General features: G+C 64.9%; 12 protein-coding genes and 21 tRNA genes. 4 read left to right on the top strand and 29 right to left on the bottom strand.

What is annotated here, in order from left to right:
* Positions 1-174 precede the first annotated feature (174 nt).
* Positions 175-1,143 carry a Bug family tripartite tricarboxylate transporter substrate binding protein gene (locus FB547_RS32255; protein ID WP_145747662.1) on the top strand — a complete coding sequence of 323 codons (969 nt, stop codon included), beginning with the start codon at positions 175-177 and terminating at the stop codon, positions 1,141-1,143.
* 27 nt (positions 1,144-1,170) lie between these two features.
* Here FB547_RS32255 and FB547_RS32250 read toward each other — a convergent pair whose 3' ends face one another.
* The gene (locus FB547_RS32250) at positions 1,171-2,403 is read right to left on the bottom strand and encodes an acyl-CoA dehydrogenase family protein (RefSeq protein WP_145747661.1); all 1,233 of its coding nucleotides are present in this window, start codon (positions 2,401-2,403) and stop codon (positions 1,171-1,173) included.
* A 134-nt stretch (positions 2,404-2,537) separates the two neighbouring features.
* Positions 2,538-3,314, bottom strand: a complete 777-nt coding sequence (locus FB547_RS32245) for an enoyl-CoA hydratase/isomerase family protein (protein ID WP_145747660.1) — start codon at positions 3,312-3,314, stop codon at positions 2,538-2,540.
* Between the two features lie 209 nt (positions 3,315-3,523).
* Between FB547_RS32245 and FB547_RS32240 the strand changes: the two genes are divergently transcribed.
* A complete protein-coding gene (locus tag FB547_RS32240) occupies positions 3,524-6,517 on the top strand; it encodes a PAS domain S-box protein (protein WP_261380473.1) in 2,994 nt (997 codons plus the stop codon).
* A gap of 78 nt (positions 6,518-6,595) precedes the next feature.
* On the opposite strand, the gene FB547_RS32235 is transcribed toward FB547_RS32240, so the two are convergent.
* Both FB547_RS32235 and FB547_RS32230 read right to left on the bottom strand, forming a co-directional pair.
* Positions 6,596-7,936 carry an epoxide hydrolase family protein gene (locus FB547_RS32235; protein WP_145747658.1) on the bottom strand — a complete coding sequence of 447 codons (1,341 nt, stop codon included), beginning with the start codon at positions 7,934-7,936 and terminating at the stop codon, positions 6,596-6,598.
* A 42-nt stretch (positions 7,937-7,978) separates the two neighbouring features.
* A complete protein-coding gene (locus tag FB547_RS32230; RefSeq protein WP_145747657.1) occupies positions 7,979-8,794 on the bottom strand; it encodes an alpha/beta fold hydrolase in 816 nt (271 codons plus the stop codon).
* A 335-nt stretch (positions 8,795-9,129) separates the two neighbouring features.
* Between FB547_RS32230 and FB547_RS32225 the strand changes: the two genes are divergently transcribed.
* Positions 9,130-9,723 carry a cytochrome P460 family protein gene (locus FB547_RS32225; protein WP_145747656.1) on the top strand — a complete coding sequence of 198 codons (594 nt, stop codon included), beginning with the start codon at positions 9,130-9,132 and terminating at the stop codon, positions 9,721-9,723.
* A gap of 57 nt (positions 9,724-9,780) precedes the next feature.
* Here the strand turns inward: FB547_RS32225 and FB547_RS32220 are convergent, their stop codons facing one another.
* The 22 genes from FB547_RS32220 to FB547_RS32115 form a co-directional block, all read right to left on the bottom strand.
* The gene (locus tag FB547_RS32220; protein WP_145747655.1) at positions 9,781-10,344 is read right to left on the bottom strand and encodes an HNH endonuclease; all 564 of its coding nucleotides are present in this window, start codon (positions 10,342-10,344) and stop codon (positions 9,781-9,783) included.
* 123 nt (positions 10,345-10,467) lie between these two features.
* A tRNA-Lys gene (locus tag FB547_RS32215) sits at positions 10,468-10,543 on the bottom strand.
* 8 nt (positions 10,544-10,551) lie between these two features.
* Positions 10,552-10,626: transfer RNA gene (locus tag FB547_RS32210), tRNA-Met, on the bottom strand.
* A gap of 12 nt (positions 10,627-10,638) precedes the next feature.
* A tRNA-OTHER gene (locus tag FB547_RS32205) sits at positions 10,639-10,724 on the bottom strand.
* A gap of 21 nt (positions 10,725-10,745) precedes the next feature.
* A tRNA-His gene (locus FB547_RS32200) sits at positions 10,746-10,819 on the bottom strand.
* Positions 10,820-10,827: 8 nt separating this feature from the next.
* A tRNA-Ile gene (locus tag FB547_RS32195) sits at positions 10,828-10,902 on the bottom strand.
* A 9-nt stretch (positions 10,903-10,911) separates the two neighbouring features.
* Positions 10,912-10,988, bottom strand: a tRNA-Asn gene (locus FB547_RS32190).
* A gap of 103 nt (positions 10,989-11,091) precedes the next feature.
* A tRNA-Arg gene (locus FB547_RS32185) sits at positions 11,092-11,167 on the bottom strand.
* Between the two features lie 12 nt (positions 11,168-11,179).
* Positions 11,180-11,266: transfer RNA gene (locus tag FB547_RS32180), tRNA-Cys, on the bottom strand.
* Positions 11,267-11,337: 71 nt separating this feature from the next.
* Positions 11,338-11,423: transfer RNA gene (locus FB547_RS33445), tRNA-Tyr, on the bottom strand.
* Between the two features lie 7 nt (positions 11,424-11,430).
* Positions 11,431-11,508 (bottom strand) — tRNA-Arg (locus tag FB547_RS32175).
* 120 nt (positions 11,509-11,628) lie between these two features.
* Positions 11,629-11,704 (bottom strand) — tRNA-Phe (locus FB547_RS32170).
* 7 nt (positions 11,705-11,711) lie between these two features.
* Positions 11,712-11,787: transfer RNA gene (locus FB547_RS32165), tRNA-Asp, on the bottom strand.
* 92 nt (positions 11,788-11,879) lie between these two features.
* A tRNA-Ser gene (locus tag FB547_RS32155) sits at positions 11,880-11,968 on the bottom strand.
* A gap of 89 nt (positions 11,969-12,057) precedes the next feature.
* Positions 12,058-12,134 (bottom strand) — tRNA-Pro (locus FB547_RS32150).
* 16 nt (positions 12,135-12,150) lie between these two features.
* Positions 12,151-12,227, bottom strand: a tRNA-Gln gene (locus FB547_RS32145).
* Between the two features lie 6 nt (positions 12,228-12,233).
* Positions 12,234-12,312 (bottom strand) — tRNA-Met (locus FB547_RS32140).
* 4 nt (positions 12,313-12,316) lie between these two features.
* Positions 12,317-12,393 (bottom strand) — tRNA-Glu (locus FB547_RS32135).
* A gap of 11 nt (positions 12,394-12,404) precedes the next feature.
* Positions 12,405-12,480, bottom strand: a tRNA-Thr gene (locus FB547_RS32130).
* Positions 12,481-12,506: 26 nt separating this feature from the next.
* A tRNA-Trp gene (locus FB547_RS32125) sits at positions 12,507-12,582 on the bottom strand.
* A gap of 5 nt (positions 12,583-12,587) precedes the next feature.
* Positions 12,588-12,672, bottom strand: a tRNA-Leu gene (locus tag FB547_RS32120).
* Between the two features lie 149 nt (positions 12,673-12,821).
* Positions 12,822-12,898 (bottom strand) — tRNA-Gly (locus tag FB547_RS32115).
* Positions 12,899-13,521: 623 nt separating this feature from the next.
* Between FB547_RS32115 and FB547_RS32110 the strand changes: the two genes are divergently transcribed.
* Complete coding sequence (locus FB547_RS32110; protein WP_145747654.1) at positions 13,522-13,893, top strand: hypothetical protein; 372 nt, start codon at positions 13,522-13,524, stop codon at positions 13,891-13,893.
* A 40-nt stretch (positions 13,894-13,933) separates the two neighbouring features.
* Here the strand turns inward: FB547_RS32110 and FB547_RS32105 are convergent, their stop codons facing one another.
* The 3 genes from FB547_RS32105 to FB547_RS32095 all read right to left on the bottom strand — a co-directional run bounded on the left by FB547_RS32105 (position 13,934) and on the right by FB547_RS32095 (position 16,780).
* Positions 13,934-14,260 (bottom strand): response regulator transcription factor, encoded by a 327-nt coding sequence (locus FB547_RS32105; RefSeq protein WP_261380472.1) that lies wholly within the window; start codon positions 14,258-14,260, stop codon positions 13,934-13,936.
* Between the two features lie 151 nt (positions 14,261-14,411).
* A complete protein-coding gene (locus tag FB547_RS32100) occupies positions 14,412-16,013 on the bottom strand; it encodes an N-acyl-D-amino-acid deacylase family protein (protein WP_186454316.1) in 1,602 nt (533 codons plus the stop codon).
* Positions 16,014-16,024: 11 nt separating this feature from the next.
* Positions 16,025-16,780 (bottom strand): tripartite tricarboxylate transporter substrate binding protein, encoded by a 756-nt coding sequence (locus FB547_RS32095; protein WP_261380474.1) that lies wholly within the window; start codon positions 16,778-16,780, stop codon positions 16,025-16,027.
* Between the last annotated feature and the right edge of the window lie 94 nt (positions 16,781-16,874).

The following is a 16,874-nucleotide window of genomic DNA, read 5'->3' as shown; positions in this document are numbered from 1 at the left end:
TGAATTCTGGAATCCGGTCCGGCCGCGGGCTAGAGGCGGGCCCGCAAGGCTGTGATGCGCGGCGGCGCATAACGGCCCGCATCGCATAGCAGCTATGCGCCCGGATGCGGTGGCACGGCCCGGTGCCATGCCTAAAGTCCGGGCACGACATTCGAAGACATCGGAGACATCGACATGAACGGACTTTTCAAATCCGCAGCCGCGCTCGCCCTCGCATTGGCCGCCGCCTCGGGCTGGGCGCAGGCCTATCCCGCCAAGCCGATCCGCGTGGTCGTTCCCTTTCCGGCCGGCGGGCCGGTGGACCAGACGGCCCGCGCACTCGGCGCCAGGATGAGCGCCTCCCTGGGCCAATCCATCATCATCGACAACAAGGGCGGCGCCGGCGGCCTGCTCGGTGCCGACGCGGTCGCCAAGTCGGCGGCCGATGGCTACACGCTGCTGTTCTCCTCGGCCGGTGCGCTGGCCATCGTGCCGCACATCGCGCCCTCGATGCCCTACGATCCGCAGAAGGACCTGGTCGCGGTGACCCAGGCACTGAAGGTGCCGGCGGTGCTGGTGGTGGCCGCCGACTCAAGATTCAAGACCTTCGCGGACCTGAAGGCCACCGCCACCGGCGACGCCAGCAAGGTCAACTACGCCTCGGCCGGCAGCGGGACCACGCCGCACCTGCAGGCGGAGCTGCTCAAGCGCGAGGCCCGGTTGAACATCACCCACATTCCCTACCGCGGCGCGGCGCCCGCGCTGACCGACCTGATGGGCGGCCAGGTGGACATGATGATGGTCGACATTCCCGTGGCCCTGCCGTTCATCCAGTCAGGCAAGGTCCGCGCGCTGGCGGTGACCAGCGCCGTGCGCATTCCGGTCCTCAAGGACGTGCCGACGGTCGGCGAGCTCGGCCTGCCGAAGGTGGAGGCCTACAACTGGTACGGAATGCTCGCCCCGGCACGCACGCCGGCCGAAGTCATCGACAAGATGCATGGTGCCGTGGGCGCCGCATTGCGCTCGCCCGACCTGAAGCAGCAGTTCGAGCAGCAGGGCGTGCAGGTCGTCGGCAGCAAGCCCGCGGAGTTCGGACGGTTCATTTCAGCGGAGTCGGAACGCTGGGGCTCGCTGGCCAAGGCGGTGGGCGCCAAGCTCGATTGAGCCCGGGCGCGCTGCGCCTCGGCGGGTTCAGGCGCGCGCCGGCGCGGCGCGCTTGGCCAGCTCCAGCTTGGCGATGGCGTTGCGGTGCACTTCGTCGGGTCCGTCGACGATGCGCACCGTGCGCTGGTGCGCATAGGCCTCGGCCAGCCAGAAGTCCTGGCTGACGCCGGCGGCGCCGTGCGCCTGGATCGCCCAGTCGACCACCTTGCACGACATGTTGGGCGCCACCACCTTGATCATCGCGATCTCGGCGCGGGCTTCCTTGTTGCCCACGGTGTCCATCTTGTGGGCGGCATTGAGCGTGAGCAGGCGGGCCTGGTCGATGAGGCAGCGTGACTCGGCGATGCGCTCGTGCCAGATCGACTGCTCCGCGAGCGGACGGCCGAAGGCCACGCGGCTGCGCAGCCGGTCGCACATGAGTTCGAGCGCACGCTCGGCGGCGCCGATGGAGCGCATGCAATGGTGGATGCGTCCCGGGCCGAGCCGCCCCTGCGCAATCTCGAAACCGCGTCCTTCGCCCAGCAGGATGTTCGACACGGGAACGCGCACGTCCTCCAGCAGCACTTCCATGTGGCCGTGCGGCGCATCGTCGTAGCCGAACACCGACAGGTGGCGCAGCACCGTGATGCCCTTGGTGTCGCGCGGCACCAGCACCATCGACTGCTGCGCATGGCGCGGCGCATCGGGGTCGGTCTTGCCCATCACGATGAAGATCTTGCAGCGCGGGCTGCCCGCGCCCGAAGAGAACCACTTGCGGCCGTTGATCACGTACTCGTCGCCTTCGCGGCGGATCGTGCACTGGATGTTGGTGGCGTCCGACGAGGCGACGGCCGGCTCGGTCATCAGGAAGCCCGAGCGGATTTCGCCCGCGAGCAGCGGTGCCAGCCATTCGTCCTTCTGCGCCTCGGTGCCGTAGCGTTCGATGGTCTCCATGTTGCCGGTGTCGGGCGCCGAGCAGTTGAACACCTCGCCTGACCACGACACGCGGCCCATCACCTCGCACAGCGGCGCGTAGTCGAGATTGGAGATGGCGGGCACGTCGCGGTGCGGATGCGGCAGGAACATGTTCCACAGGCCCGCCGCGCGCGCCACGGGCTTGAGCTCCTCGATGAGCGGCGACACCTGCCAGGCATTGCCCTGGCGGCGGAAGGCGTCCATCTCGTGGTGGTAGCGCGCTTCGTTCGGATAGATGTGCTGGTCGAAGAACTTGTTGAGGCGTTCGAGCAGCTCGCGGGTTTTCGCGGAGGGTTCGGCAAACATGGGGAGCGTCCTTTCTTGATGGCGAGCAACCCGGCCAGACCGCTCGCATGCAGAAGATTTGAACATCGCAAGCTGGTGGATGCCGTCCCGCAAGCGACGCGCAAGGTGCGCTTCGGCTCCGCCGGCCCGAGGGTTCAGCGCCCCGTGAATACCGGCGCGCGTTTCTCGGCAAAGGCGCGCTGGGCTTCCTTCGCATCGTCGGTCTTCGCGATCTGCGCCGTCATGTCCTGCTCGTAGCGGTAGCCGTCGCGCAGGCTCATGTCCTCGATCACGTTGAGCGTGTGCTTGCCCATGCGGGTGGACACCGGGCTCTTGGACGCGATGGCGGCGGCGATCTCGCGGGCCGCGGGCATCAGGTCCTCGGGCGCGGTGCACGCCTCGACGATGCCGAGCCGGTACAGCTCGGCGCCCGGCACGCGCATGCCGGTGAGCATCATGCGGCGCAGGCGCGAATGGCCGAACAGCCGCATCGCATGGCGGCAGCCGCCGAGCAGGCCGACGTCGACCTCGGGCAGCCCGAGCGAGGCCTTCTCCGAGGCGATGAGAATGTCGCTCGAAGCCGCCATGGCAAGGCCGGAACCGAGCGCGGCACCGTTGATGGCGCAGACCACGGGCTTGGCGCATTCGCGGATCGCGTGGAAGCATTCGCGCGTGCGGCGCGAATGGGCCATCAGGTCGCCCGGTCCCTTGATGACTTCGGCGCGTCCCTTCAGGTCGGCGCCGGCGCAGAACACCTTGCCTTCGCCGGTCAGTATCACCGCGCGCACCTCGTCCATCTCGGAGATCTGGTCCAGCGCGCGCGTCAGCTCGTCGTTGAGCACGCGCGTCAGCGCATTGACCGGTGGCGCATTCAGCGTCAGCGTTGCGACGTGATCGGCGATGGCCACTTTGAGCTGCAAGAAGTTGTCCACGATGTCTCCTGATGCCATGGTTTGAAATGCCGCGGCTCAGTCTACGAGCCGCATTCCATGGCGGCGAGCGTCCCCGGTGTACATCAGCTATTCCGCAGGAGACATAGCGCAGCCCATTGCTATCATCGGCAAACGCAGTCCCGAACGACCGGGCCGTCGTGCCCAGCGAAGGAAACCCAGTGCGGCTCAAGCTGAGAACGAAGACAGCCTTGCTCATCACCTTGCTCGTGCTCGCCCTGGTGGGTGCAACGGGCGGCTGGCAGTACCGGAGCCTCTCCAGCGAGTACGTCAACCTGATGCGCGAACAGCAGCAGGCGCTGACCGAGAGCGCCGCGGCGGATCTCGACTACAAGCTGGGCGTTCATCTGGCTGCGCTGTCGCGGGCCGCCCGGGAACTCGGCGCGGCCGGCATCGCCGACCCCGTGGCACAGCAGCGCTTCCTTGCGGACAAGGACTTGCGCGCGATGTTCGACAACGCCGCGGTGGCCACGCCGGACGGCGCCATCGTCGCGATCCATCCGGCCGCAGGCCAGCCGCCGAACGTGGCCGACCGCGACTATTTCAAGCAGGTGCGCGATCGGCGCCAGCCCGCCATCTCCGCGCCGCTGCTCACCAAGGGTGGCCGGCAGCCCGCCGTGGTGATGGCGGTTCCCGTCGAAGGAGCGGACGGCCGCCTGGTCGGCGTGCTGGGTGCGGCGCTGAACCTGCAGCGCGCCAACGTGCTCGGCGATCTCAGCCGCGCCAGCATCGGCCGGGGCGGCCACTACGAGATCGTCACGCGCGGCGAGTCGCCCCGCATCGTCATGCACCCGGACCCGAAGCTGCTGCTCAAGCCGGCCGACACGGCCACCGACGCCTTCGCCAGCGATCCCGAGCGCGACCTGGCAACGCACGCCACGGTGCGCAGCGCCGACTGGGACCTGCGCCTGGTCGTGCCGGCGCACGCCGCCTACGCACCGCTGGAACAGGCACGGCGCAACCTGCGGATGCAGTTGTTCTGGCTGGGCCTGGGCTGCGCGCTGCTGGTGTGGCTGGGCACGGCCTGGGTCATGCGCCCGCTCGAAGCGCTGAGCAATGCGATCCGCACCCTGCGCCAATCACCGGACAGCCAGGTCAAGCTCGACGTCGTCGCCAACGACGAGCGCGGCGACCTGGCGCGCGAATTCGATGCGCTGATGGGCGAGCTGCGCGAACAGCGGCTCGAGGTGGCGGCGGTCACCGATGCATCGCCGGTCGGGCTGTTCCGCTGCGACAGCGATGGCCGCATGACCTACGTGAACGACGAGTACCTGGCGATCCACGGGCTGGCGCGCGAAGAGGCGCAGGAGGGCTGGCTCACGCTGGTGCGCGAGGAGATCCGCGAGAAGGTCCGCCAGGACTGGGTCCGCATCGTCAGCGCGGCCGAACCGCTGAACGCCACGCGCCGGCTGCACCGCAAGGATGGCACGCAGGTGCTGGTGGCCTTGCGCAGCCGGCCCGTGCTGGCCGCAGGCCGTGTCATGGGCCACGTCGGAACGGTGACCGACATCACGGAGCGCACCCGCGCCGAGCGGGCCCTTCGTACGCTGACGGCCATCTTCGACACGACGACCGACTACATCATCCAGAACGATGCGAAGGGGCGGCTCATCTACATGAACCCCGCCGCGCGGCGCCGCACCGGCGTGGACCTCGATGCCCCGGTCGAGACGCTGAGAGTGTCCGACTTCAATCCGCCGCAGACGCTGGAGCGGTTCAGGTCGGAGGTGGTGCCCACTGCGGTCGCGACCGGCGTCTGGGTGGGTGAGTCGCTGGTGTGGGATGCGCAGAAGCAGCCGTTCCCGGTCAGCCACATGGTGATCGCGCACCGCGACAAGCACGGCGATCTCGAGTATTTCTCGGGGCTGATGCGCGACATCTCGGCGGCCAAGGCCGCGGAGCAGGCCCTGCGCGAGAGCGAGCAGCGCCTGCGCATGGTGACGGACCACCTGCCGGCGCTGATCTCCCACCTGGACCGCGACCTGCGGTTCCGCTTTGTCAACAAGGCCTACCAGGACTGGTTCGGCATCGAGCCGCAGCAGCTGCTCGGCCGCAGCCTGCGCGAGTTCTACGGCGAGGAGGCGTGGATGCAGATGGAGCCGTACATCCGCGCGGCCCTGGGCGGGCGCCAGGTCACCTACGAGCGGCGGGTGACAGGGTCCGGCGGGCGCCGCGACATCCAGGCCACGCTGGTGCCGGAGCGCAACGAAGCGGGCGAGGTGGTGGGCCTCTACACGCTGGACAGCGACATCACCGCGCATCACGAGGCCGAGGAAGCGCTGCAGGAAAGCGAAGCCCGCCTGCGCACCGTGGCCGACGCGCTGCCGATGCGCGTGGCCTACATCGATGCCGACGAGCGCTACCGCTTCAACAACCTGGCCTATGAACGCGAGTTCGGGCTCTCGCGCGACCAGATCCAGGGGCACACGGTGCAGGAGCTGCTGGGCGAGCCGGCCTACGAATCCTTGAAGCCGCACATCCGTGCCGCGCTGGCCGGCGAAGCCGTCACCTTCCAGAGCGAAGTCAGCCAGAGCGACAGCTACAACTGCTACGAGGCCCAGTACATCCCGCAGCCCGCGGCCAATGCCGATGCGATCGTCGGCTTCCACGCCGTGATCACCGACATCACGCGGCAGAAGCTCGAGGAGAAGCGCCTGATGAACCTGGCGCAGATCGATCCGCTCACCGGCCTGGCCAACCGCGCGGGCTTCGAAGCGCGCCTGCGCGAAGCGATGGACCGCAGCCGCAGCGCGGGGGCGCTGATGGCGCTGATGTACCTGGACATCGACGGCTTCAAGCAGATCAACGACCAGTTCGGGCACCAGACCGGCGACGAGCTGCTGAAGGCTTTCTCGGGCCGGCTGTCGCAGGGGCTGCGCTCGAGCGACGTGCGCGCGCGCCTGGGCGGCGACGAGTTCACGGTGATCATGGAGGGGCTGCCCCATGCCGACATCGCGGTGTCGGCCGCCGCGAAGCTCGTCGTGGCCATGCAGGCGCCGTTCGACATCGAGCAGCAGCCGACGATCCGTGTCACCGCGAGCATCGGCGTGGCGTTCTACCAGGGTGGCGGAACAACCGCCGCCGCACTGGTGAAGCAGGCGGACGAGATGCTCTACCGCGCCAAGCGGGCCGGCCGCAACAACGTGCAGTTGGCGCCGCTGCCGGTCGAGGGCGGCCAGGCGTAGCCGTGGCTGATGCGGATGGGCTGGCCCGGGTCCAGTCCTTGCCGTGGCGCTCGGTGCCGCCGCGCAATGCGCGCGCGCTCAGGCGGGCTGTCGCAGCGGCCGGAACGCCGCGCGCAGTTCCTCGCTGAACAGCTGCGGCTGTTCCCAGGCGGCAAAGTGGCCGCCCTTGCCGACTTCGTTGAAATAGGAGAGCGTTCGATAGGCGCGCCCGGCCCAGCTTTTCGGCGCGCGGTAGATTTCGCCCGGGAACACGGTGATGGCGACCGGGATCGAGATGTCCTGCGTCTTCTGCGCCGCCGCGCTGAAGTTGTTGTTGTTGTTCTCCCAATAGAACCGCGAGGAAGAAGCTGCCGTGTCGGTGAGCCAGTAGAGGGTGATGTCGTCGAGCATCTCGTCCCGGCCGAGCACGCGCTCGGGTTCGCCGCCGCTGTCGGTCCATTGCGCGAACTTCTCGTAGATCCAGCCGGCCAGGCCCGCTGGCGAGTCGGCCAGCGGATAGCCGATCGTCTGGGGGCGCGTCACCATCATGGCGCCGTATGCGGCACCGGTCTTGAAGAAGGCGCTGAGCGTGTTGAACGCCGCCCGCTCGGACGCCGACAGTCCGGCCGGCGCGGGATCGCCGTTGTTGATGGGCTTGACCAGTTCCGCGGGCACGGTGGCGGGCATGTTCAGGTGGATGCCCCGCAGGCCTTGCGGTGCCTGGCGTGCCATCGCATCCGAGATGACCGAACCATGGTCTCCGCCCTGGGACACGTAGTGCGTGTAGCCCAGCCGCTTCATCAGCGTGTCCCACGCGCGGCCCACGCGCTCGGGGCCCCAGCCCGTCTCCCTGGGCTTGCCGGAGAAGCCATGGCCGGGGATGGACGGGATCACGATGTGGAAGGCGTCGGCGGCACTGCCTGCGAAGGCGGTCGGGTCGGTGAGCGGACCGATGGTTTTCAGGAACTCCAGCATCGAGCCGGGCCAGCCATGCGTCAGGATCAGCGGCAATGCGTCCGGATGGCGGGAGCGCACGTGGATGAACTGGATATCGACGCCGTCGATCGCGGTGATGAACTGCGGCAGCGCATTGAGCCTGGCCTCGACCTTGCGCCAGTCATAGCCCGTTTCCCAGTAGCGAACCAGCGCCTGCAACCTGGCCAGCTGAACGCCTTGCGAGGTGTCGCCGACCGTCTCGCGGTCGGGCCATCGCGTGGCCCTGAGGCGCCGGCGCAAATCGGTGATCGCCTCCTCGGGAATGTCGATGCGGAAGGGCCGTATCGCGTCGCCTTGCGCTGCGGCGCTCCTGTCCGCGGGTGTGGCCGCGAAGCTCGCGGCCGCCGAACCTGCGAGAAGGCCCGCAGTGGCCACCAGCGCACCGCGGCGCGTCAGGGTGGGATGGAACGCCGCGCGGCGGCTGGATGCGTCGGAATCTGTCATGGTCATTTGCCTTGTGCTGGTGAACGGAAATCTCTGCGTCCTCTATCGGCTGGCCGCTTCGTCGATGAGCTTCGCGACCACCTCGGGCCTGGACGTCATCACGACGTGCGAGGCGCCCTTGACGACCACCGTCTTCACCGACCTGGCACGCTCTGCCATGAAGGCCTGCGCCGCGGGCGGAATGTTCTTGTCGGCGTCGCCATAGACGAACCACGAGGGCACCGTCTTCCACGCGGGTGCGCCCGCGGGCTCGCCGAGCGCCGACTCGGCGATGGGGCGCTGGGTCGCGGCCATCAGGCGCGCAGCCGCGGCCGGAACGTCGGCGGCGAACTGGTCGTGGAACCTGTTCTTCAGGATGTACAGGTCCTTGCCGCCGTCGGCGAGTGCGACCGGCGGTGCCAGCGCGGGCCCGAGCGTGCTGCCGGAGAACTTGGCGGCGAGATCGGCTGCCGACTCGCCGGCTTCAGGCGCGAAGGCAGCGACGAAGACAAGTGCCTTCACGTTGCTCTTGCCGGTGGCGGCGCTGGAGATCACGGAGCCACCATAGGAATGGCCCACCAGCACCACCGGTCCCTTGACCGCATCGACGATGCTCGCGACATCGGCTGCGTCGGACTTGACGCCACGCAACGGATTGGCGGCGGCGATCACCGGATAGTGCTTCGCCTCGAGCTTGCGGATGACGCCATCCCAGCTCGACGATTCCGCGAAGGCGCCATGCACGAGCACGATGGTGGGCTTGGCTTGCTGTGCCGTGCTTGGGGTCTGCGCCGAAGCATTGAACGTGAAGGCGCCAGCCAATGCCATGAGGCCCACGGCGGCCATGGTGCGGGCGAAGCGGCGGCTGAGATTTTTCATTTGGTTTTTCCTGCGGTTGAAGTGAAGGGCAATGAAGAGTGATTGCCTTCTGCAGCTCATGACGAGTGCGGCGGGGCAAGGCACGGCCGCGTTTATAGGGCGCGCCTCCACATGTGCTGCGGATGTCTGTATGCCACTGTGTCGGCCGGACAGGGCGACATGAAGAATTACACGAAGGCCACGCCGATGAAACGTAGTGTGGGCGTCCGGCCGTGCAGATACACAGGAATACGGAACCCCGTTTGGAAGCGACAGGGGCGCTGAACAATCCACGCGTTCAGGCGCTGCGGGGCCTTCGCGCCCGGCGGCAATTTCCAACGCACAAGGTCCGTCCCATGAATCGAAACAACACACAGCAGGTGTCTGCCCCGGACGCCACAACGCGCCATGCACGCCTGGCTTCGTGCCAAGGCACGCTGGCGAAGCTCAGCGGCCTCGGCCTGCTTGCGCTCGCGGCGGCGGCCGGCGTGTTCGCCGCGACTTCCAGCGCCGCGGAGGACGTGAAGATTTCAGATGCCTCGCCCTTGTATGGCGTCACCATTCCCAAGGGCTATCGGCAGTGGCAGCTGATCGCGCCGGCGATCGAGGCAGAGCCGTTGAACGAACTGCGCGTGGTGCTCGGCAATGCCAAGGCGATCCAGGCCTACGACCAAGGCACGCTGCCGTTCCCTGACGGAACCATCCTCACCAAGCTGGCATGGAAGCATGCGCAGTCGCCGGAGTTCGCGCCCGCGTCGGTCCCAGGCGCGGCGACCACCGTGCAGGTGATGGTGAAGGACTCGAAGAAATACGCGGCCACCGGCGGATGGGGATTCGGCCGCTTCGTCGATGGCAAGCCCGTGGACCTGGCGCAGCACCAGACCTGCTTTGCCTGCCACCAGGCGCTGGTGAAGAACCACGACTACGTGTTCACGCGGTTCGCGCGCTGAGGCGCGAACGGCGGGCAAAAAAAAGGGCGCTCCCTTGCGGAAGCGCCCCTTCGTCTTTCAGTTGAGCCTGGAGCCTTTCGGAAGCCGGCTCGCCAGCCACTCGTGCACGTCGGCTCGCACGTTCCGTCCCTCCAGAAGAAAGTCTTCCCATCGGCTCGGAACATAGGGAAGATAGACCAGCTTCATGCCGGCTTCCTCTGGCGTCCGGTCCGCCTTCTCGGAGTTGCACGCGCGGCAGGCTGCGACCAGGTTCATCCAGTCCCAGCCGCCGCCTCGGCTTTCCGGAAGAATGTGCTCGCACGTGAGGTCCTGCTCACGGAATCGCTGGGCGCAGTACGCGCAGATGAAGCGATCTCGAACGAAGAGCTTGCGCCGGTTGAAGGCGGGCGTGTGATCGAACAGGTTGACCTTCGCGCAGCCCTTGAGAGCGATGATGGGCGAAATCACCAGTCTCGACTCGGCGCCGCGCGCCACATTGAAACCCCCGCGCATCATGGCCAGCGGAGCCGCGCCATCTTCCCAGACGACGGCGCCGGTGGCGTAGTGCGATGCGGCCTGTTCGAGCGAGATCCAGGCCTGCGGCGTTCCCTGGATATCGAGCTGAAGTACTTGGGGTTTCATGGTGGCGGCCTCCTTTCATGGCCGAGCGCTTGTCCTAAAATCTCCTGTGTGTTGGGCCAGCCGGTTGGACCTTGTAGGGGCGCTGCTCTGCCTCTGAGCTAGGGGCCCGGTTGGATGAGTGGATGGTGCGGGCAGAGAATTTCGAAATCTCGACCTACCGGTTAAAAGCCGGTTGCTGCTGCCTCTGAGCTATACCCGCGATTGTTCTGGTAGTGCAGGATGGGAACGATCCATCGACCACGTCCTTATGAGGGACGCGCTCTTCCACTGAGCTACTGCACCGAATGAAGCCGGTGGTCCCCGAAGTCCGACTCGAACGGACACGCCCTCTCGGACAGCTGCTTTGAGGCAACCGCGTCTACCGGTTCCGCCATGCGGGGAAGCAAGGTGCGTGAAGAAAATGGGGTGCACGAACGGGATCGAACCGTCGTCAGCTGGACCACAACCAGCGGCTCTGCCATTGAGCTACGCGCACCGTTGAACTGGTCGCCGCAGATGGGAACGATCCATCGACCTCCGCCTTATCAAGACGGCGCTCTACCACTGAGCTATGCGGCTGAAAGATGTTGGCTCCTCGACCTGGGCTCGAACCAGGGACACCCGCATTAACAGTGCGGTGCTTCTACCAACTGAGCTACCGAGGAAAAATTTGCAAAAGACTGCGCGCACGACAGCGCCGCTGCCTACCACTCGCCGATCTCGCGCACGCGCGGATCCAGATCACACGTCGCGTCGCCGAGACAAGAATGGCGCCCTGCGGACCAGTCGAAGGTCCACCTGCCGCTTAGAAGGCGGCTGCTCTATCCAGTTGAGCTAGCAGGGCAGGGTGGCGAGATGGAAACGAGGATGGGATTTGGACCCATGTGGAGCAATGCTCACCGGACTTGCAAACCGGCGCCTTCGACCGCTTGGCTACCTCGTTGAAAAATTGGACTGAATTCCGGCAATTCTTGTCAACTGCGGATTTCCGGCATAACTTGTCGTTCGCGACAATGGTGGAGTGCCAGGGCTTCGAACCCCGTATGTCGGGAGACGCCGGATTTACAGTCCAGTGCAGTCACCTATGCTGCTCGCACTCCAGGTGCATGGTCCCGCGCACACGATTCGAACGTGCAACCCCCGGCTTCGTAGGCCAGTGCTCTGATCCAGTTGAGCTAACGCGGGAAAGAAAAGTGGTTGGGGACGTGGCGGATGCGGAGCGATTCGAACGCTCGTGCCGGCGGACCCGACCATCTGTTTTCGAAACAGTGTCAACAGGCCGCTCTGCCAGCCTTCCGGTGAAGATGGTGCCGAGAGCAGAAATCGAATCTGCGACGCTCGCGCTTTCAACGCGACGCTCTACCGCCTGAGCTATCTCGGCTTGATGGTGGCGATCCGTAAGGGAGTTGAACCCTTGGCTTCCTCCTGGACAGGGAGGCACTCTGGCCACTGAGTTAACGGATCACTGATGGTGGTGGAGAAGGTCGGCTTCGATGCGACAACCGTCTGCTTGCAGAGCAGGTGCTCTCCCCGTTGAGCGACATCCCCATCGTTCCTGGCGGAGCATGTTCGATTCGAACGAACGAGCCGCTTGCGCGACCACGGCTTAGCAAGCCGCTGCCTTGGACCTCTCGGCCAATGCTCCAATGTGTCCGGGTACGGGTTCCGGCGCCTCCCAATCTTTGAGGCCGATTTCCACGGGAGAACAACAGTATTGCCCATCCCGCTCTTTGTTGGTCCGTGTTGCAGGGTTCGAACCTGCGACCCTCTGGTCCCAAACCAGATGCGCTACCAGGCTGCGCCAAACACGGGAGTCAGATGAATGAATGGCAGACGCTCAAGGATTCGAACCTTGGAATGCTGGGGTCAAAACCCAGTGCCGTAGACCGCTTGGCTAAGCGCCTTCATTCTGGTTGCGCAGGACAGATTCGAACTGCCGATCTCGAGCGTATGAAACTCCCGGGGACGACCGGGCTCCCCTACTGCGCGAAACTGGAGTCGTATGCGGGATTCGAACCCGCGTCTACAAGGATGAAAACCTTGTGTCCTGAGCCACTAGACGAATACGACCTAGATCGGGATGGAGCCCGCAGTCCGGATCGACGGACGACCTCTCGCTTACAAGGCGAGCGCTGCCACCAGCTGAGCTATGCGGGCGAACTGCGAGCTCTCTTGCCATGACGTGGCGGGCATCGCAGGTCTCGAACCTGCAACCTCCGGTTTTGGAGACCGGCGTTCTGCCAATTGAACTAGACACCCTGTGCTGGTCCCCCAAGCAAGCCTCGAACTTGCATGACTTTCGTCGCCGGATTCTGAGTCCGGTGCGTCTACCAATTCCGCCATCGGGGGGTGTTTCCATTTCGGTTGTGTCTTCACGCGATTCGAGCGCTTGCGCGCCCACGTCGACATCGCTGCACATGGTCGGGTCCGACCGTGCACATCCCTCCAGGCCGCCGACGCGGTTGGCCTCTGGAGGTGCTGCAAAGGCACACCCGAAATGGAGCAGCAGGAGGGCTTCGATCCCTCGGCCTCAACGTTGGCGACGTTGCGCTCTACCTGGCTGAGCTACGGCTGCAAGTTCTTGCGAGTCGTTGGCTCCACCAGTGAGGGGCGCGACTCGCGGCAAATTTTTAAGGATCACCCACCGGCGCCACTCGGCGGGTGAGTTCACGGCAGCGCGATCACTGCCGTGGCGGCCGGCACCAGGTGCCGTTCGCGGTTGTGTGCGGATCGCTCCGCACGGAAAAACAAAAAGGCCCGGAATCCACTTGGGAATCCGGGCCTCTGGTGAGAGAGCTTGGAAGGTGTGCGCTTACGCGCTACCTCCACCCGGGTGCGGCTGATCCTCGTATTGCTGTCCGAGCCACAAGCTGGCCGGGATCGCGGGGAGGGCGTTCAGCTGCGAATGCATCTTGGATGTCGTCAGGCTGCGACCACCACAAAACGAGACGCGCACGAACGCCCGGCCCGATGCGGGTCGATTGTTCAGTGAGCTCAGGTTTGCGTTCACGATGGTTCCAGTGGTTGGCGAGTTCTCGATGAATCGAAGTTGATTGCGGAAGAAACGGGACGAATCCATTTCGTCGGTGGATGTAATGTAAACTGGGTTTACTGCGAGGCGCAACACTTTTTTTGGGTGTTGTGTTTTTTTCTCACTTCACGTCCTTCGCACGGACGATTTGCTCCGCTGCTTCAAGCATGTCACTACCAGCCATTCGTCGCCACAACGTCCTGATCCTCTTCGGCGACTTCGTTGCGGAGCGTGCGTCCAATGGGGCGGAGCCGCTTGGCCTGGCGGCAAAGTTCGCGGAGAAGCTGCAGATCTCCGCGAGCATGTGGAGCCAGATCAAGAAGGGCCGTGTCATCTCCGACAAGCTCGCACGGCAGATCGAGAACCGTTGTGGGAAGGAGCCACTTTGGCTGGATGCGCCGCAAAGCGCCGAGCCGTTGCCGGACCCGGGGGAGGAGCGCTTTGTCGAGCTGGCCCGCCAGGCCTATAGAGCTCAGAACGCGCGTGGCAAGCGTGCGCTGAGAACCATCTTGCTGGCGCATGGGGCATCGATGCATTGACCGAAGCGGCGTGCCAAGCGATCGAACTCCAAGACGGTGGTCAGCCGTGCTTGAGTGCGAGGTCGATCCAGGTCTGCAGCTCGCGAGCATCGATCGGCTTCTCGATCAGGCACAGCGCCGTGCTGGCCTGCACGCGCTCGCACACACGGGTCGATGCGAACGCGGTGATGAACAGCGTGGGAACATGAATGCCCTGGCCCCGGAGCCTGTCCAGCAATTCGATGCCGTCCATGGCCGGCATTTGCACATCGCACACCAGGCAGCGCGTACGGGCCGCCATGCCGGAGGCAAGGAATGCCGGGCCCGACGCGAACCCGCGCGCTTCCCATCCGAGCGAGCGCACGAGGCTGCTGGTTGCGGCGCGCACCGAATGCAATTCGAAATCAGTGCAGCAGATAGAAGCGATAGTCCGAGCGGCCAACGGACGCCCCCTTTGACAGCCCTGCGCCGGCGGAGCGGAACGCCCCATTCGCAGAATGAAGCTCCGCGCTCTTGCGATGACCATGGTGCGGGCTTTGTTACGCCCCGCGCCGCAGGACCTTGCCGGGTCGCGCTTCAGTCATCGCGGCGTCGCGCATCACGGCTGCGCCGTTGACAAAAACGTGAGTCACACCTGTCGACCTGACGTTCGGGTTCTCCAACGTCGAGTGACAGTGGATTCGATCGAGATCGAAGACTGCTAGGTCCGCGTAGTATCCAGCCCGGAGTTCTCCCCGATGCTCCAGCCGGAAACGCCGTGCAGGAGTCCAGGTCAGGCGTCCTACAGCCTCGACGATATCCAGGACGCGCTGATCTCTCACGTACTTCTGAAGGAACGACGCTGCCCACGAGAAAGCGATCGGCGAGAACCGCAGGTCTTTCAAAGCGCCCACTTCACTGACGGACACGCCATCGGAAATCACCATGCAGTCAGGCTGCCGGATCAACGTATCAATGTCTGCTTGGCTCGATACCCGTCCGCACCACATCAAGCGAGACATCTCGGCGCCTTCTTCCAGGAGGAGGTCGCAGATGCAATCCCAAGGCGTGGATTGCCGCTCGACGGCAATCTGCTGAATGGTTTTTCCCATGTAGGACGGGTTCGCTCCACAATGGTAGAGAACCAGCCAGTCCCATCGGTGGTCGGCGAGCAACTTCCAGTTGGGAAATGCGTTCTCCTGCAAGCGTGCACGGGAAGGTCCGGGTCGCAGTAGGGACCGCAGTTCGTCACTTGGCAGCTCAAGTGCCCAAGCCGGGAGAGACGCAATGACTTTCGTGGGCCCCCATTCATCGGGAATGACATCGAAGCCCACATCGGCGCCATCCTCGCGCGCCCAGCGCACCATCTCCAGCAGACGATCCGCCGCGCCCTGCGGCGCGCCGTACTTCGGAGCTATGTGAGACAGCTGGAGTTTGGACTGGGTCGTGCGAGCGATGCCGAGCGCCTCACCGACCCCCATTTCGATCAACCAGTCGCGGTTGCGCACGTGACTGGCGTACACCACGTCGAACTCCGCCGCAATCGCACCTGCCTCCAAGAGTTCCACGGCGGTCGCGTGCATGCCTGGCGCGTACTCCAGCCCAGTGGAGATACCAATCGCGCCGTCGTCAAGCGCTTGGCGCAGATACTTCCCCATCGCCGAGAGTTCGTCCGCGCCGGCTGCGGAACTGGCTGTTCCCTTAACAGCAAGGCGAACCGTACCGTGGCCAACGTATGAAGCGACGTTCAATACGGGGCGCGTGGCCTGTAGCACGTCGAGGTACTCGGCGAACGTCCTCCAGGTGATCTCTGTCGAATCTTGCACCGCGAGAAGGTGCTTCCTCAGCAAGATTGGGTCGGCGCAAGGTGCACAGCTATGACCGCAGTTGCCGGCAATCTCGGTCGTGACTCCTTGAGTGATCTGACTCTGGCCACCTGAATCCTTGAGAAACGCAGCATCCGAGTGGGTATGAATATCGATGAACCCAGGTGCAACGATCAGGCCGGAACAGTCGATCCTCTGACGCGCAGGTGCGTCAACGATGCCTTGCTGCACCCACACGATTCGTTCGCCTGCGATTGCCACCGTGCCGATGAAGGGCTCCGCTTGGCCCTCGCTGGCGACAACCTGGCCGCCGACAAGTAGGTAATCGATCACCATGCGAGTTGGCCTCAGTTGTCGATGCGAATGTTCTTCGCCTTGATCAGGCTGGACCATCGTTCTTCTTCGGCCGCCATGAAGCGAGAGAACTCGGCGGCATTTTTGGGCTGGACCACCATGCCCCTGCCTCGCAGGTCTTGCAGCACCGTGGGGTCCTTCAAGACTTCCAGAATTTCCTTCGCCAGGTAATCCTTGATGGCCGAGGGCGTCTTGGCGGGCGCCGTGATGCCATACCACAGTGCGACGTCGATTCCAGGGAGGCCCTGTTCCGCAAGCGTTGGGACGTCAGGGAAGGCGTCCATCCGCTTGTCCACGGTGACTCCGAGTACCTTCACCTTGCCCGATTTTTCGAACTCAACGGCACTCAGCGCCGACAGGAACATGAGATCGATCTGTCCGCTGAACACTTGGGTCATCGCAGGAGCCGTTCCCGGAAAGGGAACGTGCAGAAGTTCCACGCGTGCGGTCTGCTCCATCAATGCGATAGCGGCGTGCGCAGTGCTTCCGATCCCCCAACTTGCTGCCGACACTGAGCCGGGCTTTTGCTTGGCCGCGCGAACGAGATCCGGAACAGTGGCAGCCTTCGAACTCGGGTTGGCAACGAGCGCAAAAGGCATGACGCCTATGAATGCCACTGGGTCGAGATCCTTCGAGGAGTAGCTGATGTTTTTGTACACCATCGGGTTCAGCACGTTTGTCTCCGGCAGCGCCAACATGAGGGTATAGCCGTCAGGCTGCGCATGAGCGACGGCCGTCGTGCCGACGATTCGTAAGCGCTCAATAAACCACGCCCTTGCGCGCGGCGCCGGAATCGATGCGCGCGCAGAGGTCTACGGTTCGACGAGCTCGATGTTCCAGGGC

The organism is Variovorax beijingensis, assembly GCF_007828835.1.
Taxonomy (GTDB): Bacteria; Pseudomonadota; Gammaproteobacteria; order Burkholderiales; family Burkholderiaceae_C; genus Variovorax; species Variovorax beijingensis_A.
This window is presented reverse-complemented; position numbering and strand designations above follow the sequence as displayed.